Below are 21,209 nucleotides of genomic sequence, written 5' to 3'. Positions count from 1 at the left end.
GCCTAGCGTTTTTTGCCGCCGCCGGCGGATTCGTCACGCGCCTCGGTGAACGAGGGGCCGGACGGCGCCACCCGCTCCGCCGCCACCGCGAACCAGCCGCGTTTCCGGGCCTCGGCGGCCAGCATCTGGGGGTCTTCCGGTCCGAGCTTGATCTTGTGGTCCAGAACGAACAGCCAGACCGCCAGCAACATCAGGTAGATCGCGCCGAAGACGATAATCGACGTCAGCACCTCGTTGGCCGAGACGACCTTGGACGCGGCGTCACTGGTTCGCAGCAGCTCCCAGACGATCCAGGGCTGGCGGCCGACCTCGGCGGCGATCCAGCCCACCTGGTTCGCGATCAGCGGGCCCGCGACCGCGACGACGAAGATCTTCAGCAGCCAACGGTGCTCGAACAGCGTCCCGCGCCATTTCAGGAAGCACGCCACCAGTGTCAGCAGGATGAACAGCATCCCCAGCGCGACCATCAGGTGGTACGACTGGAACGCGAGGTTCACCGGCGGCCAGTTCTCGCGCGGGTAGGAGTCCAGTGCCCGCACCGGCGCGTTCCAGTCCGTATGCAGCAGGAAGCTCAGCATGCCCGGGACGGCGACCCCGTAATTGACCTTCCGCGCTTCGACGTCCGGCATGCCGAAGAGATACAGCGGGGCCCCGCCGGCGCTCGTCTCGAAGTGGCCCTCGAACGCGGCCAGCTTGGACGGCTGATGCGTGCCAACGACCTGGGCCTGGTGGTGCCCGGAGGCCAGGGCAGCCAGTGAGAACACGGTCGTGAACGGCAACGCGATGCTGAAGCTGAGCCGGGCGAACTGCTCGTGCCGGCGTTTGAGCAGGTAGTACGCCGACACGCTCATGACGAAGAACCCGCCGACGATGAACGCCCCGATGAGCACGTGGGCGAGGCGGTCGATGGTGGACGGGTTGAAGACGACTGCCCAGAAGTCGGTGACCTCCGCGCGGCGGCCAAGCGCCTCGCCGACGATGTAGAAGCCGGCCGGGGTCTGCTGCCACGAGTTCGCGACGACAATCCAGATGGCGGAGAAGATGGACCCGAGCGACACGAGGATGGTGGCGAGGAAGTGCGTCCGCGGCTTGACGCGGTCCCAGCCGAAGACCAGCACGGCGAGGAACCCGGATTCGAGGAAGAAGGCGAAGATGCCCTCGGCGGCGAGGGCCGACCCGAACACGTCGCCCACGAAGCGCGAGTACGTGGACCAGTTGGTCCCGAACTGGAACTCCATGACGATGCCGCTGGCGACGCCGATCGCGAAGATGAGGGCGAAGATTTTGGTCCAGAACTTGGCCATCGCCTCGTACTGGTGGTCCTTGGTCCACATGAAGAGCCCCTCCATGATGACCATCAGGGCTCCGAGGCCGATGGTGAGGGGCGGGAACAGGTAGTGGAAGCCGACCGTCAGGGCGAACTGGATGCGAGACAGTTGGACGGCGTCGAGATCCATGTGACACCTGCTGGCCCGGGGCCGCCCCGCGGGGGCCGCGCGACCCGCGCCGGACGTGCAATCGCATATGGTACTCGGCGGTCGGCGATACGAAAGGGCCAGGTGTGACACTGCGCCAGAGCAGGGGCACAAGGATGGGCGGCCGCTGCTCCCGGGCAGTTGCCACCCAAGCAATTTGCATTGTCGGCCGTCGGCGGTATCATCCTCGGCGGATACCTCGCGGCTCTACCCGGGCAGCCGACGCATGGACGTGGTCGCCGTCATCCCCGCCCGCTACGCCTCGACGCGCTTCCCCGGGAAACCCCTCGCCCGTGAAACCGGCAAGTACCTGATTCAGCACGTCTACGAACGCGTGCTGGCCGCCCGGCGCATCGCCCGCTGCATTATCGCCACCGACGACGCGCGGATCGCGTCCGCCGTCCAGGAGTTCGGCGGCCAGGTCGCCATGACCCGGCCCGACCACCCCAGCGGCACCGACCGCATCGCCGAGGTCGTCAGCGGGCTGCCCGGCGCCCCCGACGACATCATCCTGAATGTCCAGGGCGACGAGCCCGAGATCGAGCCCGCCTACCTCGACCGACTGGCCGCGCGGCTCGCCCGTGAGCCGGTGGACTGCCCGATCGCCACCCTGGCGTGCCCGTTTCCGCCCGACGCCGACCCGCGCGATCCGAACTGCGTGAAAGTCGTGCTGAATTCCGCCGGTCGGGCGCTGTATTTTTCGCGATCTCTGATACCATATCCGCGAGACGGCGGTGGGGGCGGCGCCCCGGACAGATGCTTGCTGCATCTCGGGGTGTACGCGTACCGCCGGTCGTTCCTTCTTGAGCTCGCCGCCTGGTTTCCAGGCGTACTCGAGCGCATCGAGAAACTCGAACAGCTACGCGTGCTGGAACGCGGCATCGCGCTGGCCGTTGAGCTTGTTGAACACGCGTGCGTCGGCATCGACACGCCACAGGACTATGAACAGTTCGTGGCCCGGTGCCGTGAGTCCGGGACGGCACGCAAGACTTGAGGCGATGGGACACGCGGGATGATGCGGATCTGGCCGGCGCGACACCGGCCCGGTCGGGATGCGGGTGCAGACCAATGGAAGGCGATCGACTGCTGGAATCGATTCGCGACCAGTCCGGTGACACGGAGTTCTACCTGCCCATGCCCGCCGGCTACAAGCCGGGGTCGACGAAGTTCGTCATCGTCTTCGGGACGGTGATGAGCGGGCTCGGCAAGGGCATCTTCAGCTCGTCGCTCGCCCGTTGCCTCCAGGACAAGGGCCTCGCTGTCGCGCCGATCAAGCTCGAAGGCTACCTCAACATCGATTCCGGCACGCTGAACCCGTTCCGTCACGGCGAGGTGTTCGTCCTCGACGACGGCACCGAGTGCGACATGGACCTCGGCACCTACGAACGGGCCCTCGACCAGAACCTCAGCCGCCTCAACTTCGCCACCAACGGCCAGATCTTCCGCCGGGTCCTCGAACGCGAGCGGACCGGCGCCTACCTCGGCCGCGACGTGCAGATGATCCCGCACGTGACCGGCGAGGTGAAAAACCGCCTCCGCGAACTGGCCCTGGCTACCAAGGCGGACGTGGTTTTCGTGGAGATCGGCGGAACGGTCGGCGACGTCGAGAATGCCCACTACATTGAGGCCGTCCGGCAGCTCGCCTTCGAGGAGGGCCAGCGCAGTGTGTGCTTCGTTGCCCTGACGTACGTCCTCGAGCCGGTGATTCTCGGCGAGCAGAAGAGCAAGGCCGCCCAGCTTGGCGTCCGCCGGCTGCTGGAATGCGGCGTGCAGCCCCACATCATCGCGTGCCGGGCCCACACGCCCGTGACGCGCAAGGTGCGCGAGAAGATCGCGCTCTTCTCAAACGTTCCGCCGGAGCGGGTCTTCAGCATGCACGACTGTGAAAGCGTGTACCTGATTCCCGAACTGCTGCGGGGCGCGGGCTATGACAAGGCGGTCATGGACTGGCTCGAGCTGAAGCCGCGTGTGGACGAGGAGACGGAGCGGGCGGCCCGCGAGGCGTGGTCCCGCTACCTCGGCAACCTGCGCACCGCGTCGCGCGAGGTCACCATCGGCATCACCGGCAAGTACACGGCCGTTCGCGACGCTTACGCCAGCATCCTCAAGGCGCTGGAGCACGCCGGCACGCACCTGGGCTGCAAGGTGCAGACGCGCTGGGTTGATACGTCGGAGCTCACGGACGCGACGGTGCCCGAGGCCCTGCAGGACCTGCACGGCATCATCGTGCCCGGCGCGTTCGGCACGCGTGGCGCCGACGGCAAGATCGCCTGCCTGAAGCACGCCCGTCTCTCCAAGCTGCCGTGCCTGGGGATCTGCTACGGCTTCCAGATGGCGGTGATCGACTTCGCCCGCAACGTCTGCGGGATGGAGGACGCGAACTCGACCGAGATCGACACGGAGTGCCGCTACCCGGTGATCAACCTCCTGCCGGAGCAGAAGGAGATCGAGGGCCTCGGCGGTACCATGCGGCTGGGCGGGCATGACATCGTCGTCCGGCCGGGGACGCTCGCGGCCCGCATGTTTGGCCCGCGCACCCGCCTGCGGTTCCGCCATCGCTACGAGGTCGATCCCCGCTACATCGCGCAGCTCGAAGCGGCGGGGATGATCTTCTCCGGCAAGTCGCCGCGGGCCGAGATCATGAACATCCTGGAGCTCCGGTCCGATCTGCACCCCTATTTCGTCGGCACGCAGGCCCACCCCGAGCTGACCAGCCGGCCGCTGTCGCCGCAGCCGTTCTTCCTGGGCCTGGTCGATGCCGCCCTCCGGCGCGCCTACCCCGATTACGAAGTGCCGCTCCGCTATCCCGCCGAGCTCGAAGCGACGGCGGATTCGGAGCCCACACCCGCCCCGGCCCGCGAGCACCGCGTCGAGCAGGTCTGACGCACGGCCGATCGCGCTGCGTGGGCTTCGCCCCCAAGGCAGCGGCACGGCCATCAGGACTCTAAGCGGCCGCGCCGGGTCCGCGCAGCACGCAGGCGCAGAGGGATCAAGGGAACAAGGGATCAAGGGAGCAAGGAATGAGGGGAACGAGCGAGTGATCCGCCCCGGGGTGCCTGTAGCCCCGTAGGGGCGTGTGTTGGTAGCCCAGGGGGCGAGCCCTGGGAACAGAGCCAAGCTCCCTCGCTTCTAACTCTTGAGCCCCGTAGGGGCGGTCGACGCCCGACCCGCAGGGCCGTGCAAGCGCACCTGTGACCACGCAACGCCGTGGCTGGTCGTCGTGCTCTGTCCGCGTTGGCGCAACGGTTGACCCTGAGCGCGCATGTCCCGCACAATGAAGCGAACTGCAGAGACTGCCTTCGACTGCTCGTGCGATCTGTATGGAACGGGATCACAAACGTTCGCGCTGGAAGCTGCCGAGCCGGCTGGCCGCCGTCATGGCGGGTCGCATGGTCCTGCTCTGGCTCGCCAGCGGATTTTGCGTAGTTGCGGTGGGCGACGGCAACACCCGCGAAATCCGCGTTGGCGGAGGCAAGGTCTTCATAAACTGGGACCACAAGGTGCACGGCCCCTTCGAAAAGGGCCATCCGATCCGCGGGGTCGAGTTCTTCTGCGATGCGCCCGGCGGGCCAGCGCTGGCGTGGCGTCCGTCGTGGGTGGTGTATCCGTCGAATGGACTCCAGGCCGCGTTCCCGCTATGCATGATTCTGCTCCCTCTGGCCGCACTGATACTGGTAGCGTCTTGTCGACGGCGTGTAGCTCCGCCACCTGGGCACTGCCGAAAGTGTGGATATGACTTGACAGGTAACACGTCCGGTCGCTGTCCCGAATGCGCGTGCGTCTGTCCTGAGAGCAGCATGGCGTGCCCACAGACACCGAAGGATGGTCCCGGCGCGGGCTAGCCTTGTGATCGCCTGACAGGCTAGCCGTCAATCGCCCCTCCGGGGCTCACGGAGGAGAGAAAGGTCGTTGCGTGTCCAAGGGCTCGCGCCCTGGGCTATTGACAAACGTCCCTACGGGGCTGCGGCTTCGAGTCCTGTCACGTATGGGTTGACCTTTGTGCCTTGGTGCCTTGGTGGTGGTCTTTCCGTCGGCTATTGCGCGCCGCGCGGTTTGGGTGCGTCCTGCAGCGTGACCTTCAGCGTGAGTTCCTCGTCCTTGCGGACTACGACGATCTCGATGGTCGCGCCCGGCTTGAACTCGCGCAGAGCGTCCATGTAGCCATAGATGTCCTTGACGGGCTCACCGCCGATCTTCACGATGCGGTCGCCATCCTGCATGCCCGCCGCCTTCGCGGGGCCGCCATCCAGCACCGATGTGACACCCACACCCGGTTTATCGCCACCGGTGAAGTCCGGCATGATGCCGAGGCGCACCGGTGGGCGCGTGGGACGCTCGGCGTCACCGCCCGGACCCGGCGGGCCGTGGTGACGGTGCGCGCCGGGCTCGTCGTGGGTGTCCTTGTCCTGGGCTTCCTTCTCATGCTCGACTTCGGGCTTGATCGGCGGCTCCGGCTCGGCCTGCGGTACGACCTTCGCGAACTCCGGTCCGGTCTCCAGGTCGGCCACGGCCCGCACGATCTGGTGGAACGCCGTCAGCACCTTCGTCGCCCCCTCCGCGTCGATGAGCTCCCAATCGTCGTCCGGCGTGTGATACTGCTTGTGGACGCCGGTGAAGGCGAACAGCACCGGGATGTCATGGGCGTAGAACGTCGCGTGATCGCTGGCGCCGAACATGCCGCCCTGCGCGGGGCTGCACTCGAGGCCGGCCTGCGCGACCGCGGGATTGACCAAGTCGGCCAGACCGCTGCCACTGGGCACGCCGTAGACGGTGAGCTTGTTCGTCCCGAGGCGGCCGATCATGTCGAAATTCACCATGGCGCGGATGTTCTTCAGGTCGGTCGGCGGGTGGTCCACGAAGTGGGCGCTGCCGAGCAGGCCCATCTCTTCGGCACTGAACGCGACGAAGATCACGTCGCGGCGCAGCTTGGGCTCCTTGGCCAGCACGCGGGCCATCTCCAGCACGCCGGCCGTCCCGGACGCGTTGTCGTCGGCCCCGTTGTGGATCTGCGGCTCGTCAGCTCCGCCCATGCGGCTCGGCACGTTGCCCAAGTGGTCGTAATGCGCGCCAATGACGATCGTGTCCGTGGTGTCGCCGGTGCCCTTCAGGCGGCCGACCACGTTGCGCGCGGCGAGCTTGTTCGGCCGGATGCCGGGCTTGAGCGTGATGTGCAGGTTCATGTCGGCAGAGAGCGGCTTGCGCTCCCGTTCCAGTTTGGCCTGCAACTCCGCGAGGGTACCGAGCCCGGCCTTGTCGAGCAGGGCCTGGGCGAGTTCGCGCGATACGTGGACCATGGGCAGAGCGCACGTCCGGTTGCTCAGATCCTCGTCAAAGACGAACAGCGTGTCGTCCGACGGCTCGTGCTGTGGCGGGTTCACGATCAACAGCGCCTTGGCGCCTTCCTTGTATGCGACCCGGGCTTTTCGTGCGAACTCGGCGTAGCGCGAGGGGGTCTTGCCGCCGAACGCAGCCTCCGGGTCTTGCGCGCGCGGCTCGTAACGGAAGATCAGCAGGACCTTGTCGGTCGCGTCAAAGTCCTTGTAGTCATCATACTCGTAGGCCGAAGCGGAGATTCCATATCCCGCAAACGCCAGCGGTCCCTCCACCTCGTCAGTGTCGGAGAATGGCAACGCGATCCAGTCCTTGCGAAACTGCCACTGCCGGTCGATTCCGTCCACCTTCAGCACCGCCGCGCCGTCCACCAGCTTCTTGCCGCGCTTCACTTCAAACGTCTGGAAGTACGTGCCGTCATCGCCCGCGGGCTCGAGACCGGCCTCGGCGAAATGGCGGGCGATGTACTCGGCGGCGAGCTCGATGCCCTCGGTGCCCGGCTGACGTCCCTCCAGATCGTCGCTGGCGAGATACTTGATGTGTTCCAGGTACGCCTCGGCCGCAAAGGGCGACGCGGGCCGGCTGGCCGGCTCCTGGGCGACGAGCGACCACGCCCCACAGATGGCGATCAGACCAGCGACGACTGAGGCGGTGCGGTTGCGCATACATTACTCCAGGCAGGTGGGGGTTCGACCCACGCACAAAGTGTACCCTGGCAGATCATAGGCCGGCAAACGGCGTTACGGAGGCGCGCGTCCACCGCGCAGAACCACGGTTGCGCGCCGCCCCGGGGGACGGCAAACCTCTGGTTTGCCGCAGCAAAGCGGAGCTTTGCTGTCCCCGGTTGCGCACACCCCTACGCGTTCGCGGTCACCAGTCGCAGCAGCAGCTCCGTCGCCGACACCAGGTCGATCTGGTTATGGACGAGCACGGGCCGCAGGGGGGCGGCGTTGCCCGTGCGGATGAAGTGGTGGAACAGGTCCGGCACGTCGCTGCTGGGCACGTCCCCGACCCGCGGGCGGTGCAGGATGTGCTCTTCGAGCGTCCCCAGCCGGCAGTTTGGCACCTGGCCCCGCCACACTCGCCGGGCGGCGTGCAGCAAATCCACGTGCAGGCGCGGCGGCGTCAGTCGGACGCGGTGGATCGTCGCGCGGTCGCGTAGGAACGGCTCGTCGAAGCTCTTGCCGTTGAACGTGACCCACGTGTCGCGCTCGGTGGTCAGCCGGGCCAGCGCGCGGAGGATGGCCTCTTCTTCCGGGTAGTCGCGGGCCAGGAATTGCCGCACGCGCAACGGCCGGTCGTCCAGCAAGGCGAGGCCGATCAGGAACACCGGCGCTCCGCTGAACCCGCCGGTCTCGATGTCCAGAATCATTGTCCGTCGGGCGTCCACCACGGCCGGATGTCCACCGCCGACGTTGTAGTGCAGCGGCCGCAGCAGGCTTCGCGGACGGACCTCATGCTGCGCGCAGACATCATCGAACGGCGTCTCCAGCGACCAGTAGACCAGCTTGTCGCAGCGCGATTCCTGTCCGCCGACGACCTCCGCCAGTGCCCGCGCGGTCGGCCGCACCGGTGAAGCCGCCGGCCGCGCCCCCGGAACACCACCGGCCTTGAGGTCGTCGAGTCGCTGCCGGCTCATCGCACGCTCCCGCCGGCCAAGTTGCCGCACAAGGCCCGCGCCGCGGCCTCGACATCATCCGCGCCGATTACAGCCGCGCAAGCCGCGATGCACGTAGCGCCGGCGGCCCGAATCTCCGCGACGTTGCGCGCCGTAATGCCGCCAATCGCCACCAGCGGCAAATCGGTGCGGGCCCGCGCTGCGCGCAGCATCTCCGGGCCGGCGATGTGCTTCTGTGGCTTCGTGCCGCTCTGGAACATCGGCCCGACCGCCAAGTAGTCCGGGTCCTCGGCCCGGGCGGCCTCGAACTGCTCCAGTGTGTGCGTGCTCTTGCCGACCAGGATCCCGCCGCCGGCAATGTGCCGCACCTCGCGCACCGTCAGGTCATCCTGCCCGACATGGACGGCGTCCGCGCGGGCCAGCCGGGCGATGTCCGGCCGGTCGTTGATCGCCAGCAGCACGCCGTGCGTCGTCGTCAGCTCGCGCAGCGCCCGTGCCCGCCGGAGTAATTCGCCGTCCGGCAATTCCTTCTCGCGCAGTTGCAGGCAACCCGCGCCGCCGCGGATCGCCGCCTCCGCCGTCGCCAGCCACGGTCCGCGGCACAGCGCCTCGGTCAACAGCACGTACAGCCGCACGCCACGAAACCGCCGGCGGAGCGCGCCGCGCAGCACCACGCGTTGCTCCAGCTCGTAGGCGCGATAGCGGAGGGCCTCGGCGGCCGCGGCGGCCGGCTCCGACACGATCTTGCCGTACTCCCCCAGCACGCGGGCCGCCTCGCTCACGCGCCCGAATGCGGCCCGCACCACGTCCTCGGTCGAGTCGCGGCGCAGCTCACCGGGCGTCTTCAAGTCGCGTCCTACGTCGCCAACGATGTCGCGCGCCGCCAGCAGCCCGTCCGCGCCGAGCGCCTGGACCATCGACTGCAGCTCATGTCGACAGTGTTTCACCGCCCCGGCGGCGTCGCCGTCGTCCAGCGCAAACCGCGCATAATCCTCGATCACCCGCAGCGCCTCGCGCAGCCGGTTCACATTCACGTCCACGATTCTGAGAATATCCGCTTCCATTACACGCTCAGCACACCATCCTGTGTCGCGGTCGGCTGGGTCACGGCAGCGGGGCGGCCAGCGGGCCGGCATGCCCCAGGGCTATGCGGAGCAGGTGCGCCGCGCCCACGACCGCCGGAAAGCCGCTCAGCACCACGGCCCAGCGGGCCAGCTTGGCGCCGGTCTGAAATCGTCGCCGCCCGACCACCTCGCAGATCAGCAGCACCAGCACCACGGTGGCGAACTTGAACACCGCCAGCCCCGGCAGGCTGTGATTGCGGATGATCCAGTCGGCCAGCGCGTTCACCTCCTCGCCGTCCGCGGCCAGGATCAACCACGTGAACAGCACGTCCAGCGCGGACACGAACACGTACCACGTATACAGACCCGGGTAGAGCGTCGGCTGACGCAGAAACGGTCGGCGCGGCGGCTCCCGCAGCGTCGCCGCTGGGCTGGTTGAGGCCGGCGGGCTGGACACATGCCACTCCCAATGCTCGTCCCTCCATTGTACCAGCGTCGGGGCCCGGCGGCGTGGCGGCTTGACGCGGGCGCTCGCAGCGGCGAAAAGTGCACCCCATGAACGCGATTACGCACACGCCAACCGGTTGGAACACGTGGGATTTTCAGGGCTTTAACCGGCTTGTGTACCTCGATCGGGGGCGCACGGTGCTGGCCGTGCGCTTCGCGCTCTGGGACGAGTCCGTCCCGCCGCCGGCACCCGACAGCAAGAAGATCGGTGAGCTCTATGAGCAGTTCCGCTGGAGCGACGTCACGCGGCTGGGGCCGCATGCGCCGTTGGGGTTGCCGGCCCAACTGGAGTTCAAGGCCGGTGGCGTGCCGTATCGGGTCGCAGCCATCGGGACGGACGGTCGCCTGCAACTGACGGTGGCGCCGCTAGCCGAAACCCGGCAGCGCGTCGTGTTCCTCTTTGCCGTTCCCGTCGGCGAGACGCCGACGCGGAAGGCGCCGACCGCTGGCACGTTTGCTGGGTGGGGTGTGCGGCTGCGCGGCGCGACTTGGCCGCGCGACTACTTCGTCAACGTCGCCGAGCCGTACGCCATCGGAGCGGCGGGCCGGGCGGCGCAACTGACCCTTGCTCCCCCGCGTGGCAGCCGCGCGCCCGGGAAGCCGACCGACGCGGCCCCCGGCACGTTCAGCGCGCTGCGACGCTGTACGCTGTCGGCCACGGGCGCGCTGGCCGATGCTCCCACGGCGCTGCTTTCGGCGGTCACCTGGAACACGCTCTATGACACCCGGCGGTGCCTGGCGTCCTCGCCGGTCAGTCGTGACTGGTGCTACGACTGGCGCGGCGTGCTGGTGTTCTGCTGGGACACGTACCTGGTCGCGACGATGACCGCCTGCGCCGCGCCCGAGCTGGCGCGCCTCAATCTCGAGACGGTGACCGCGGCCATCGACGAGCTGGGCCACGTGCCGAATTACTACATGGCGCACGGGGCCACGTCGCTGGATCGCTCGATGCCGCCGCTGGGGGCGTACGCGATCTGGAAGACGCAATGCGCGGCCCCCGATCGCGCGTGGCTGCGCACGATGTACCCGCGCCTGTGTCGCTGGCACGCGTACTGGATGAAGCATCGCGCCGGCGGGCCGCGCGGCCTGCTGGCCTGGGGTTCCGACCCGGTGGACTACGAGTTCCCGCAGCTCGTGCCCTACAACCAGAAGCTGCAGTTCACGCGCCAGGCCGCGATGTACGAATCCGGCTTCGACAACTCACCGCTCTTTGACGGCGTGGTCTTCAACGAGCGGGCCCACACGCTCGAACTCGACGATGTGGCCCTCAGCAGCTACTACGCGCTCGACTGCGAAGCCCTCGCCCGCGTCGCGACCTGTCTCGGCCGCCGCGCGGACGCCGCCCGCTATCGGCGCGAACACACGACCATGGCCCAGCGCATCAACCGGCATTTGTGGGACGAAGAGCATGGGCTGTACTGCAACCGGCACTGGGACGGACGCTACTCCGACCGCTGGGCACCGACGTCGTTCTTCCCGCTGCTGGCCGGCGTCGCCCCGTCCGACCGCGCGGCGCGCCTGGTGCAGGAGCACCTGCTCAACGAAGGCGAGTTCTGGGGCGAGTTCGTCATCCCCTCCATCGCACGCAGCGATCCGGCGTACCCGGACAACGACTACTGGCGCGGCCGCGTCTGGGGCCCGCTGAATTTCCTCGTCGCCGAAGGTCTGCGGCGCTACCGCTTCGACACCGAAGCGGCGGAGCTGGCACGGCGCAGCCTCGACCTGTTCATGCGCAACTGGCGGGCCGACGGCGGCGTATACGAGAACTACAACGCCGAGACGGGTGCCGGCGGCGATGTCTGGAACGCGGCCCGGCTGTATCACTGGGGCGGCCTGCTTGCGTACGTCGCGTTTCAGGAGCTGATTGACGTGGAGCCCGCCGGCTATTTGCGGCTGGGCTCGGTGATGTTCCCCGCGGCCGGCCTGCGCAACGTCCGCGTCGGCGGCGACATCTACGCGGTGCGTCTGGGCAAGGGCCTGCAGGTGCGGCGCAACGGCCGGCGGTTTCTGGACTGCACGACGCGGGTGATCATCCGGTTGCCGCTGAGTGGCCCCGCGGACGAGCCCATCCAGATCGCGGCCCAGGGGCATGGCCGCCTGACTCTGCACGGCGCGCGCGGCCCGCTGCGCCCGGCCCGCTGTGGGGATGGCAAGTTGATCGCGCCGCGCCGCGCGGGGGCGACGACGACCTACGTTTGGTAGCCGGCGCTATCGCCGGATCAGTTTGTTGTCGTCCCCGGTCGTTGCGAACTCGACGTTCAGCCCCTCGGGACAGATGATCTCGTTGTCGTCGCCGGCGACTTCGATCTTGACGACCGCGGCCCCCGGCTCGATGGTCACGCGGACATCCTCGCCCAGGATCGAGAGCTTCGGCACCTTCGAGCCGCTCTGGATCGTGACCTCGTGCGACTCGCCGACAATGCTGATCGAGCCTTGGAAGACCTGCGCGTAGCGGCTGCCCGACCCGCTGATCGAGTTCGCCGCGCAGCCCGCCAGCCCCGCCAGGAGCCCCGCCGCCAGCGCCAGACACGTGCGTCTCATCGTGCATTCCTCCGGCCAATGACGGCGGGTGGCGGCTCATGCCCCGCACCCGCCGCAACAGCAGACTGCTCGCGCGGCCTGCGGCTGACCAGCCGCGCGTTCACTCCGCGTACCGCACCGCCACGGTCTCACCGGCACGCAGCGCCACCGTCCTTCCGCCGACGAGGATGGGCACGTCCAGCCGCCGCCCGGCCTCGGCCGTCAGCGCCACCTCGTGCGGATCGATCGCGACGCGCACCACCGTCCCGCGCAGCACCAGGTTGAAGCGCAGCGAACGCCACTGCGGCGGCAGGTGTGGATCGATGCGCAGCTCGTCGTGGCTCAGCCGCACGCCGCCAAACCCGCGCACCGCCGCCAGCCACGCCCCGCCCGCCGCGGTGCCGTGCAGGCCCGCGTACGTGTCGCGCCGCCCCGTGAGCGCTTCATCCAGGTCCATGCCGGTTGTAATGATGAAGTGCTTGTACGCCGCGGCGGGCTCGCCGACGTCCACCGCGTTCAGCGCGTTGATCACGAAGCTCATCGACGAGAAGTTCAGGCTCTTGTCGCGGTAGTACTCCCAGTTCGCGCGCAGTGTGTCCGCGTCGAAATTGTCCGGCAACAGCGCCATGGCCATCAGCACGTCCGGCTGATTCAGCGCCTGGTACGGCGCCACCGTCACGAACCACACGCGCCGCTGCTCGAGCAGCTCCGGCGGCGCCGGCGGGAGCTGGAAGAACCCCGCATACTGCTCATACACGCCGGTCTTCGCGTCCTGCAATAATGTCAGCCGCGCGGCCACCTGTCGCCATTTCTCCGGCTCGCCGGGGCGCAGCGCGACCCGGCGGACGGCGGCGGCGTGGGCGGAGGGGTCCCATGCTGCCAGCTCCGCGAGCATGTCCGCCGCGAACCGCAGGTTGAGCCGCGCGAGGTAATTCGTATAGAAGTTGTTGGTGCTCTCGCAATGTCCCTCGTCCGGTCCGGCGACGTCGTGGAGGTCGTAGTGGTCGCGCGCGGCGTCGTGGCGGGCCCGCGTCGCGAAGAACCGGGCCGTCTCGACCAGCAGGTCGATGCCGCGCTCGGCCATGAAACGCAGATCGCCGGTGGCCCAATAGTACTGCTGCAGCGCGTACGCCACGTCGGCGTTGATGTGGATGTTCGTGTGCGTGAAGCGCCACCAGCGGCCGAGGCATTCCTCGCCGCGCGGCCCGGCCTGCCACGCCAGCTTCGCGCCTTCGACACCGAGTTGCTGAGCGATTTCGCGCCCGGCGCGCAGCCCCTCGTAGCGATAGTTCAGGCACGTCCGGGCCAGCTCCGGCAGCGTGAACGTGTAGAACGGCAGAATGTAGACGTCCGTGTCGTAGAACGTCGTGCCCTGGTAGTACTCGCCGGTCAACAGCTTCACCGGCACCGAGAGCCGGTCGGTGAAGCGCGGCGCCGCCGCCAGCAGGTGGTACAGGCAGAAGCGCAGGCCGAGCTGGGCCGGGTTATCCCCCTCGATCTGCACGTCGCAGCGCTCCCACAAGCCGCGCCACGCCGCGCGTTGCTCTTCCAGCGCGGCGTCGTAACCCTGCGCCGCCGCCGCGTCCAGCTCCGCCTCCAAGTCCGCGACCACCCCGTGCCGCAGATCTTCGGAGCACACCAGCACCACGTGTCGATCGAGCGTGATGGTCCTGCCCCGCGCGGGCTGGCGATATATGAAGCGCGTGTACACCGCATCGTGTTCCGCAACGCCGGCGGTTTCGTCCGCCGCGCCGCCGCGCAGCGTGTGCAGCACGCCCAGCCGTACATCATGCTCGCGCGCGGGCGTGTGCGCGGTCAGCCGGCAACGCTCCGGAGGCCACGCCCACAGCTCCGTCACCGAGAATTGCCGCTCGCCGGTCGTGTTCGAGCGGACGCGCCCCTGGATGCCGGAGTGCACGCGGATGGGGGCCTCGTGATCCAGCGGCGTGATGGCGTAGCGCATGAAGACGCGGTGGGCGTGCTTCAGCGACGCGAAGCGCTCCATCTCGATCCGCGTCGTGCGGCCGTCGCCGTCGCGATGCTCGAAGCTGTAGCGATACACGCCGGTCGCGAGATCGAGCGCCTGGGCGAAATTGCTGACGGCGCCGCGGCCAAGGGAGATTTCACGCTCGCCGACGAAGACCTGCACGAACAGCGGACTCGGCAGGTTGGCGACGGCAGGGCTCTTGCCGGCGGTGTCGAAGTAGCGCGGGTCGAGATAACGCCGGTCCTCCGCCGTGCAGCGCAACTGGCCGAACATGTCGAGCTCATCGAACACGCCGTTGATCAGCGTGACCGGCTCGTAGCCGTCGCGCTGCTCGGCGAGATTGCCCTTGAGCCCGAGGTAGCCGTTGGAGATCGTGCACACGCTGTTCCACTGCCCGAGCGTGTGGGGGTCGGGACTTGTGTTCACGACCTGCCAGGTGTCGTAATCGCCCATGTGCCTGACCTTCGTGGCCCGCAGGCCGCTACGCGTCGTCCGCCAGCAAGAGGTTTCGCGCCAGGATCAATTCCGGCAGCCCGCCGCGGACGATTTCGGTGGCGGCCCGGTAGTCCTGCCGTTGTGTGTCGCGATTGGGCAGCGCGATGGCGCAGCCGATGCCCGCCGCCCGCAGCGCGATGATGCCCGGCTCCGTGTCTTCCAAGCCGATGCAGGCATTGTAGTCCGCCCGCGGCACCGACATCTGAAACAGCGCCAGGCTGTACAGATCGCGATGCGGCTTCAGGCGCGCCTCCCATGCGTCCGACGCGCACACCAGCCCGTCGAACACCGTGTGCTCCTCGGCCAGACCCTCGGCGACCCGCGCGCGGCAATCGGCCGGCACCGGCCAGTCCTGCACCCGCACCGCCATCTCGCGCAGCACCGCCCGCAGACACGCGTGCGTCTCGTACGCGATGGACGCGGTCACGAGCGCGAGCTTCGCCGGCTGCCGGCGGAAGTGCTCCGCCAGGCGCGCCAGTCGCGGCCGGTAGCGGTCGAGCTCCGCCGCCGTGTGTCCCAGCGCCGGCTGCTGCAGCAGATGGGCGCGCAGCGGCTCGTAGAGCGCATCGCACTCCGGGCCGAGCCAGCCCTTAATCAGTGGCACGAAAACCTCGTAGCCGGGCATGGGCGCGACGAGCCCCTGGGGCGCCGCGCCGCGTTCAAGCGTGCCCAGGATCGCATGGTAGCGCATGTAGTAGATGTCAAGCGCCGCCGCCACCTGTTCGCTCTCGTGCGGTGGCTGAAACGCCGGCCCGTACTTCGCGACCAGCGGCGCCACGTGCTGTCCGACCGCCTCGATGTCCAGCGCGCCGCCCTCGACCAGCCGACGAAATGCACTGTCCGCCAGCAGGGCGCCCAGCCCGCAATGACCGGCAGTGCGCAGCACGTCGCGCCGCCGGGCGGCGTCGGTCATGTTCGCCAGCGTCCAGGCGACGGCTTCGATGAACGCCCGGGCGAACGCCGCGCGGTCGATCTGATCGCGATAGCGCTGCACGAGGAACTCGGTGTGCCGGAAATTGCTGTTGCCGACGACGTGTGGATGGTCCAGTCGCTCGTCGAGTCCGGGCCACTGCGCGACCTCCAGCCGGCCGGTAATGCGCCGAACCATGTACTCGAGCGCGTTCAGGGCCAGCGGCTCCGTGGTCGTGCTCGTGCCGTCCATGTCCACGGCGAAGGCGGCGATGCGCGGCAGTGGGGGGCGGGCGTGCGGGGCCAGGGGGTACAGCTCGCTCGGGGCGAACACGAAGTCGAGGTTGCGGACCTCAGCGAACTCGGCCGCGTGCAACTGCCCGGCCTGCTCGCCGAGCCGCCGGGCCGCTTCCACGGGCGTCCAGTATCTAGCCAATTCTGCCATAGTCCGGGCAGTCTGCCGCCGCGCGCCGCCGCTGGCAAGCGGTGTTCGGTTTTGCCGGGTGGCACGGCTGGCTTGGACCGCAGCGGCCCTCTTGGTTACCTTGTTACCTGCCCCCTTTGTTACTCGGTTCGGAGGCGGCGATGATTCGTGGCGTGATCTTCGATCTCGACGGCGTGCTCGTGCTGACCGACGAATTGCACTTTCAGTCCTGGCAGCAGCTTACCGCCGCCGAGGGCATCCACTTCGACCGCTCCATCAACCAGCGGCTGCGCGGCATCAGCCGGATGGAGAGCCTGGAGATCGTCTTGGAGCGTGCGACCCGCAAATACACGTCCGCCGAGAAAGCCGCCCTGGCCGAGCGTAAGAACTCCATCTACCTCACCTATTTGCAGCGCCTCACGCCGGCCGACCTGCTGCCGGGCGTCGTGGACACGCTGGCCGAGCTGCGTCGCCGGCGGATCAAGACTGCGGTCGCGTCTTCCAGCAAGAACGTCCCGATCATCATGGAGCGGCTCGGGTTGCACGCTTGGTTCGACGCGGTCGCGGACGGGAATGACATCACGCGCTCCAAGCCGGATCCGGAGGTGTTCCTGCTCGCCGCTCGGCGCCTGGGACTGCCGCCGGTCGAGTGCCTGGTCATCGAGGATGCCCAGGCCGGCATCGAGAGCGCCCGCCGGGCCGGCATGGCCGTGTTCGGCATCGGCACGCCGGCATCGCTGCCCGGTGTGGCCCGCCTGGCCCCGGACTTGGCGCATGTGACCGTGGACGAGCTGCTCCGGGTTGACTGAGCGTCTGTCCCAGCCAGTCGCGTGGTTACAGGTACAGGATCATCAGCCCCAGCGCCAGGCTGATCACCCCCATGATGAAGCCTGCCAGGGCGCGCCCCGGCCGCGCGTGGTGCGCCCGCAGCAGCCCGATCAGCCCGAGCACGGCGGCCAGCCCCCCCGGCACAAACAGCATGCACAGCGGAATCGAGATGATCCCCACGATCAACGCAGCCGTGCCCAATGGGTCCGCGCGGACGGACGCGACCGTCGGCACGCCCTCAATCGTGAACGGCGTGCCGCATTCCACGCAGACATTCGCGGAGATGTCGCAGTGCGTCCGACAGCGGGGGCACTCGATCTCCAGGAGTCCGTCGCCGCGCCGGTGGATTCGCGGCGCGTCACGTCCGCTCGCCGCGTACGCGTGCAGCGGCGTCGGATCCTGATCATCGCTGACCAGGAGTTTCGCGATCGGCAGGCCGTGCATCCCCGCCGTGAAGCGCGGTACGGTGAACTGGGCTGCGCACGTCGGGCAGGTGCCCACGCGGCCGCTCTGGGCGCCCTCGGACTCCAGCAGGGTCTCGCAGCGCGGGCAGCCGAACTGGAAGCGCAGCGCGCTGCCCCCGATCGGCGGCAGGACGGCCTTGGCCGGCTGCCCGTCCGCCCGCGGCGTCGGCACGCGCATCAGCTCCGCGCACTGCGGGCACCGCACATCGCGGCCGATCCACTCGCGTCGCGCCGCCAGCACGCGCCCGCACTTGAGGCAGAGCATCGTGAAACGCTCGGACGTGTCCGTGCCCGTGGACGGCATGCGGCAACCTCGGTAGGGCCGCCGGCCGCGCTGCGTGCGGCCCGGCCGGTCCCGGCGCCCGACGCTTCATTCTACTGCCCGGCCGGGGCAGCGTCGGCTACCCAACCCGGAGCCGGCTTGGTATGGTGTGCGGACCGTGTGCGGCCACAGGGGCCGCGGCGTGGGAAGGCGGGTTGGTGATGATGCGCGTAGCGACGACGTTGCTTCTCGTGACCCTGGCGATCTCGCTGGCGGGTTGCCGCGCCCTGGCGCTGTTTTTGCCCGAGCAGACGAAGACGGTCCCGGCGGAGTATCCCTACCTGATAGACAAGACGGCCTGTATTGTCGTGCGCGCTCCGGACGAGCTGCTGTTCGAGAACGCCAACCTGGCCTGGGAGGTCGCCGATCATGTGCGCGTGGCCCTCGAAGCCAACGTCAAGGGCGTGTCGGTGGTTGATCCCCGGAAGATCACCGAGTTCCAGCGCACCGAGCGCGACTGGGCGACGATGGACCCGGCCGCGCTCGGCAAGCGCTTCGGCGCCGACCGCGTGCTCGAGATCGAGCTGACCCAGTACACAACACGTGAGCCCGAGAGCCCGTACCTCTACCGCGGGCACATCACGGCGGCGCTCCGGGTGTACAACACCGAGTACCCCAACTCGCAGGCCGCCTATCAGGGCGATGCCCGCACGGTGTATCCACCCGATGGTCCGGGCCGCTATGGATCGACCGATCGCGCCATTCGTGCCGCGACGCTGACCGCCTTCGCCCAGGATGTCGCGGTGAAGTTCTACGACCACCAGGTGCCGGTGAGATAACATGCCTGCGACTGCATCGACTAGATCCGTCGCGGTTGCGCGGGCGCTGTTGCTCTGCGTGTCCGGCGCACTTGGCCTGCTCGGCGTGCCGGGCTGCAACATCGTCTCCGCCGCCGCCTACTTCCTCAGCCCGCCACGGATTCAGCAGGCGGAGTTCAAGCTCACCGAGGGTCGCCTGGCCGTGCTGGTGGAGCCCGCGCGCCCCGAAGAGGACAACCCCGTCTTCACGCAGGCGCTCTGCGAAAAGCTGGCCGAGATCTTCCGCGACCACAAAGTGAAAGCGCAGCTCATTCCGCAGGACGAGGTCATGAAGCTGCGCCACCAGAACCGCGACTTCGCCAAGTGGAGCCTGCAGAAGGTCGGCCGCCGCCTGAATGCCCAGCAGGTGCTCTACATCCGCATCGATCGGCTGCAGATGCGCGATGAGCCGACCGCGCCGGTCCTGCACGCGGCCGTGCGCATGCGGCTGAAGGTCATCGATCCCGCCGCCCCGTCCGAAACCGCGCGCCTCTGGCCGGGCAGCAGCGAGCCGGAGGGCCGCCTGACCGAGCGGGCCCGCCCAGTGACCGAGACCGGGGACGTCGTCGCCGAGGACGCCGAGGCGACCAAGCTGGGCAGGGATGCGGCCTGGATGGTGGCCATGCCCTTCTACGACGTCGACCTCGAGAAAAAGACTCCGTGGGAACCGTGACGGATGCCTGCGCGCCCGACCGCGTTCCGCTTCCTGGTCCTCCTGCCGGTCGTTGTGGTGGTCGTCGCTGCCACGACGCTGCTGGGACCAAGCTGGATTCCCTGGTCTGAGATCTTCGCCGCCGATGAGCCGTCCTACATTTTCTGGCACTTGCGTGTGCCGCGCGCGTTGCTGGCGGCGTGTGCCGGGGCAGGTTTGGCGGTGGGGGGGGTCGTGTTCCAGACGCTCTTCCGGAATCCGCTCGCCGAGCCGTACACGTTGGGCATCGCCAGCGGCGCGTCGCTCGGGGCGGCCATCGGGTTCCTGGCCGGCTGGCGGGGCGGGGCGGCCGCGCAGGCTCCGCCGCTGACGCTGCTCGCCTTCGCCGGCGCGCTGGCCGCGATGGGGGTCGTGTATGCGCTGAGTCGCCTGCGGCGCGGGCGCGACATGGCCCGGCTGCTGCTCGCGGGCGTGTGCGTTGCCTATATGTGCTCGGCCGGGATTCTGCTGGTCTTCTTCCTCGCGGACCGGGCAATTACCAACGACATCGTGACGTGGATGATGGGATCGCTGAGCACGTTGCGGCCGCGCGCCGCGCTGGAAATCGCGGTCGTGCTGCTGCCGGTGCTTCTGCTGGCGGCGGGCGGGCACCGGGCGCTCGATCTGCTCACGTTCGGCGACGATTGGGCGGCTGCCCGCGGCGTACGCGTCGGCTGGACGATCTGGAGCTGCTATGCGGCCGTTGGCCTGCTTACAGCGGTGATCGTGGCGAATTGCGGCCCGATCGGATTTGTCGGGCTGATGGTCCCGCACATCGGCCGCGCGCTGTTCGGTGTCCGCACCTTGCCGCTACTGCTGGGGTCGCTGCTGATTGGGGCGGCGTTTCTGTCCGTCTGCGACGGCATCGCCCGCCTGTTGCCGGTTACAGAACTCCCCGTCGGTGTGGTGACGAATATCCTCGGGGCGGCGTTCTTCTTCTATCTGCTGGCCACGCGCCCCATCGCCCACACGCCAGTCCGTCCCTGACTCCCGCTCACGTCACCTTGCGGAATTTTCCGCCGCCCTCGTTGACCAGCTTGGTGAAGCCCTTCGCCTTCAGGTTCTTGTCGCTCAGCATCGCACGCTCCGACATCTGCGTGCTGATGCCGCAGGCTGAGATCAGCCGCACGATCGGCCCGTTGCACTGCGGGCAGCGTTTCAACGGCTCGTCGCGCATCGACTGCTGCACCTCGAAACGCTGCCGGCAGTGCTCGCAGCCGGCCTCGGGTCTTTCAGCCTGGTACTCGTACGTCGGCATGGCCTGTCTCTCATGGTCCTGCCGCGCCGACCCCAGCCGCCGGGTCCGCACCCGGCAACTCCAGTCGCGGTCGTCACGCCGCCTGCACCGCAATCTTGCGGGCCTTGGCCGAGGCGGCCTTCGGCAGGACGACCTTCAACACACCATCCTTGAGCGTCGCGTCGACGCGCTCGGTGTCGATTTTCGCCGGCAGGGCCAGCAGACGTACAAACGTGCCGCCGCTCCGCTCCTTTATATGATACCCGACTTTCTCGTCGCGGCGGTCCGGATGCTGGCCCTTGATGCTCAGCTCCTCACCGCGCACGACGAGCTCCAGGTTCTCCATGGACAACCCCGGTACCTCGACCTCAGCGACGAAGTGCTCGTCCTCTTCCCATAGGTTCACCGCCGGCGCGGTGGACGTCGTGGTCTGGCACCGGCAGTCGTCGGCGTGCAGGGCGCCGTTGAAAACGCGCTCCAGCTCGCGGTGCAGCTCAGGGATGAACGGCCGGGCGAAGCGTTGCAGCACGAACATGATCA

Annotated in this window: 18 protein-coding genes; 7 read left to right on the top strand and 11 right to left on the bottom strand. The window is 68.4% G+C overall.

Annotation, left to right across the window (positions count from 1 at the left end; all coding sequences use genetic code 11):
• Window positions 1–2: 2 nt before the first annotated feature.
• Complete coding sequence (locus KA383_10040) at window positions 3–1,457, bottom strand: cytochrome ubiquinol oxidase subunit I (GenBank protein MBP7746464.1); 1,455 nt, start codon at window positions 1,455–1,457, stop codon at window positions 3–5.
• 244 nt (window positions 1,458–1,701) lie between these two features.
• Between KA383_10040 and kdsB the strand changes: the two genes are divergently transcribed.
• Entirely contained in the window at window positions 1,702–2,469 is a 768-nt protein-coding gene (gene kdsB, locus KA383_10035; GenBank protein MBP7746463.1) for a 3-deoxy-manno-octulosonate cytidylyltransferase, read from the top strand.
• Between the two features lie 74 nt (window positions 2,470–2,543).
• Window positions 2,544–4,358: a CTP synthase gene (locus tag KA383_10030; GenBank protein MBP7746462.1), complete on the top strand. Its 1,815-nt coding sequence runs from the start codon at window positions 2,544–2,546 to the stop codon at window positions 4,356–4,358.
• Between the two features lie 1,151 nt (window positions 4,359–5,509).
• Here the strand turns inward: KA383_10030 and KA383_10025 are convergent.
• The 4 genes from KA383_10025 to KA383_10010 form a co-directional block, all read right to left on the bottom strand.
• Window positions 5,510–7,471, bottom strand: coding sequence for a M20/M25/M40 family metallo-hydrolase (locus KA383_10025; protein MBP7746461.1), 1,962 nt, complete (start codon window positions 7,469–7,471; stop codon window positions 5,510–5,512).
• 191 nt (window positions 7,472–7,662) lie between these two features.
• The gene (locus KA383_10020; GenBank protein MBP7746460.1) at window positions 7,663–8,445 is read right to left on the bottom strand and encodes a ribonuclease H-like domain-containing protein; all 783 of its coding nucleotides are present in this window, start codon (window positions 8,443–8,445) and stop codon (window positions 7,663–7,665) included.
• Entirely contained in the window at window positions 8,442–9,488 is a 1,047-nt protein-coding gene (thiE, locus tag KA383_10015; protein ID MBP7746459.1) for a thiamine phosphate synthase, read from the bottom strand. The genes KA383_10020 and thiE overlap by 4 nt, the downstream gene beginning before the upstream one ends.
• Window positions 9,489–9,528: 40 nt before the next feature.
• Window positions 9,529–9,945, bottom strand: a complete 417-nt coding sequence (locus KA383_10010; protein MBP7746458.1) for a hypothetical protein — start codon at window positions 9,943–9,945, stop codon at window positions 9,529–9,531.
• Window positions 9,946–10,043: 98 nt separating this feature from the next.
• On the opposite strand from KA383_10010, the gene KA383_10005 reads away from it, so the two are divergent.
• Complete coding sequence (locus tag KA383_10005) at window positions 10,044–12,197, top strand: hypothetical protein (GenBank protein MBP7746457.1); 2,154 nt, start codon at window positions 10,044–10,046, stop codon at window positions 12,195–12,197.
• Window positions 12,198–12,203: 6 nt separating this feature from the next.
• On the opposite strand, the gene KA383_10000 is transcribed toward KA383_10005, so the two are convergent.
• From KA383_10000 to KA383_09990, 3 genes are all read right to left on the bottom strand, one after another.
• Window positions 12,204–12,536 (bottom strand): hypothetical protein, encoded by a 333-nt coding sequence (locus tag KA383_10000; protein MBP7746456.1) that lies wholly within the window; start codon window positions 12,534–12,536, stop codon window positions 12,204–12,206.
• Window positions 12,537–12,636: 100 nt separating this feature from the next.
• Window positions 12,637–14,955 (bottom strand): glycoside hydrolase family 65 protein, encoded by a 2,319-nt coding sequence (locus tag KA383_09995; GenBank protein ID MBP7746455.1) that lies wholly within the window; start codon window positions 14,953–14,955, stop codon window positions 12,637–12,639.
• Window positions 14,956–14,983: 28 nt separating this feature from the next.
• Window positions 14,984–16,342: a hypothetical protein gene (locus KA383_09990; GenBank protein ID MBP7746454.1), complete on the bottom strand. Its 1,359-nt coding sequence runs from the start codon at window positions 16,340–16,342 to the stop codon at window positions 14,984–14,986.
• Window positions 16,343–16,491: 149 nt separating this feature from the next.
• Between KA383_09990 and pgmB the strand changes: the two genes are divergently transcribed.
• Complete coding sequence (pgmB, locus tag KA383_09985; protein ID MBP7746453.1) at window positions 16,492–17,139, top strand: beta-phosphoglucomutase; 648 nt, start codon at window positions 16,492–16,494, stop codon at window positions 17,137–17,139.
• Window positions 17,140–17,164: 25 nt separating this feature from the next.
• Here the strand turns inward: pgmB and KA383_09980 are convergent, their stop codons facing one another.
• A complete protein-coding gene (locus KA383_09980) occupies window positions 17,165–17,926 on the bottom strand; it encodes a hypothetical protein (GenBank protein MBP7746452.1) in 762 nt (253 codons plus the stop codon).
• 179 nt (window positions 17,927–18,105) lie between these two features.
• Between KA383_09980 and KA383_09975 the strand changes: the two genes are divergently transcribed.
• The 3 genes from KA383_09975 to KA383_09965 are packed head-to-tail and all read left to right on the top strand — an operon-like array spanning window position 18,106 to window position 20,419.
• On the top strand, window positions 18,106–18,723 hold the full coding sequence (locus tag KA383_09975; protein MBP7746451.1) for a hypothetical protein: 618 nt from the start codon (window positions 18,106–18,108) through the stop codon (window positions 18,721–18,723).
• 1 nt (window position 18,724) lies between these two features.
• A complete protein-coding gene (locus tag KA383_09970) occupies window positions 18,725–19,414 on the top strand; it encodes a hypothetical protein (GenBank protein MBP7746450.1) in 690 nt (229 codons plus the stop codon).
• A gap of 3 nt (window positions 19,415–19,417) precedes the next feature.
• On the top strand, window positions 19,418–20,419 hold the full coding sequence (locus KA383_09965) for an iron ABC transporter permease (protein ID MBP7746449.1): 1,002 nt from the start codon (window positions 19,418–19,420) through the stop codon (window positions 20,417–20,419).
• A 7-nt stretch (window positions 20,420–20,426) separates the two neighbouring features.
• Here the strand turns inward: KA383_09965 and KA383_09960 are convergent, their stop codons facing one another.
• Together KA383_09960 and KA383_09955 are read right to left on the bottom strand one after the other, a co-directional pair.
• Entirely contained in the window at window positions 20,427–20,690 is a 264-nt protein-coding gene (locus KA383_09960) for a zinc ribbon domain-containing protein (protein MBP7746448.1), read from the bottom strand.
• Window positions 20,691–20,763: 73 nt separating this feature from the next.
• Window positions 20,764–21,204, bottom strand: coding sequence for an Hsp20/alpha crystallin family protein (locus KA383_09955; protein MBP7746447.1), 441 nt, complete (start codon window positions 21,202–21,204; stop codon window positions 20,764–20,766).
• Window positions 21,205–21,209: the final 5 nt, after the last annotated feature.

It is taken from the genome of Phycisphaerae bacterium, from assembly GCA_017999985.1.
Classification (GTDB): Bacteria; Planctomycetota; Phycisphaerae; order UBA1845; family Fen-1342; genus JAGNKU01.
Note: the sequence above shows the minus strand (reverse complement) of the source record. Positions and strands in the feature narration are given on the sequence as shown.

What these genes read in the sequence shown, in the direction of transcription:
- KA383_10040 (MBP7746464.1), bottom strand. Translation starts at nt 1,457, where the DNA reads ATGGATCTCGACGCCGTCCAACTGTCTCGCATCCAGTTCGCCCTGACG.
- KA383_10030 (MBP7746462.1), top strand. Translation starts at nt 2,544, where the DNA reads ATGGAAGGCGATCGACTGCTGGAATCGATTCGCGACCAGTCCGGTGAC.
- KA383_10000 (MBP7746456.1), bottom strand. Translation starts at nt 12,536, where the DNA reads ATGAGACGCACGTGTCTGGCGCTGGCGGCGGGGCTCCTGGCGGGGCTG.
- KA383_10025 (MBP7746461.1), bottom strand. Translation starts at nt 7,471, where the DNA reads ATGCGCAACCGCACCGCCTCAGTCGTCGCTGGTCTGATCGCCATCTGT.
- thiE (MBP7746459.1), bottom strand. Translation starts at nt 9,488, where the DNA reads ATGGAAGCGGATATTCTCAGAATCGTGGACGTGAATGTGAACCGGCTG.
- KA383_09980 (MBP7746452.1), bottom strand. Translation starts at nt 17,926, where the DNA reads ATGCCGTCCACGGGCACGGACACGTCCGAGCGTTTCACGATGCTCTGC.
- KA383_09965 (MBP7746449.1), top strand. Translation starts at nt 19,418, where the DNA reads ATGCCTGCGCGCCCGACCGCGTTCCGCTTCCTGGTCCTCCTGCCGGTC.
- KA383_09975 (MBP7746451.1), top strand. Translation starts at nt 18,106, where the DNA reads ATGATGCGCGTAGCGACGACGTTGCTTCTCGTGACCCTGGCGATCTCG.
- KA383_10020 (MBP7746460.1), bottom strand. Translation starts at nt 8,445, where the DNA reads ATGAGCCGGCAGCGACTCGACGACCTCAAGGCCGGTGGTGTTCCGGGG.
- KA383_09995 (MBP7746455.1), bottom strand. Translation starts at nt 14,955, where the DNA reads ATGGGCGATTACGACACCTGGCAGGTCGTGAACACAAGTCCCGACCCC.
- KA383_10005 (MBP7746457.1), top strand. Translation starts at nt 10,044, where the DNA reads ATGAACGCGATTACGCACACGCCAACCGGTTGGAACACGTGGGATTTT.
- KA383_09955 (MBP7746447.1), bottom strand. Translation starts at nt 21,204, where the DNA reads ATGTTCGTGCTGCAACGCTTCGCCCGGCCGTTCATCCCTGAGCTGCAC.
- pgmB (MBP7746453.1), top strand. Translation starts at nt 16,492, where the DNA reads ATGATTCGTGGCGTGATCTTCGATCTCGACGGCGTGCTCGTGCTGACC.
- kdsB (MBP7746463.1), top strand. Translation starts at nt 1,702, where the DNA reads ATGGACGTGGTCGCCGTCATCCCCGCCCGCTACGCCTCGACGCGCTTC.
- KA383_09960 (MBP7746448.1), bottom strand. Translation starts at nt 20,690, where the DNA reads ATGCCGACGTACGAGTACCAGGCTGAAAGACCCGAGGCCGGCTGCGAG.
- KA383_09970 (MBP7746450.1), top strand. Translation starts at nt 18,725, where the DNA reads ATGCCTGCGACTGCATCGACTAGATCCGTCGCGGTTGCGCGGGCGCTG.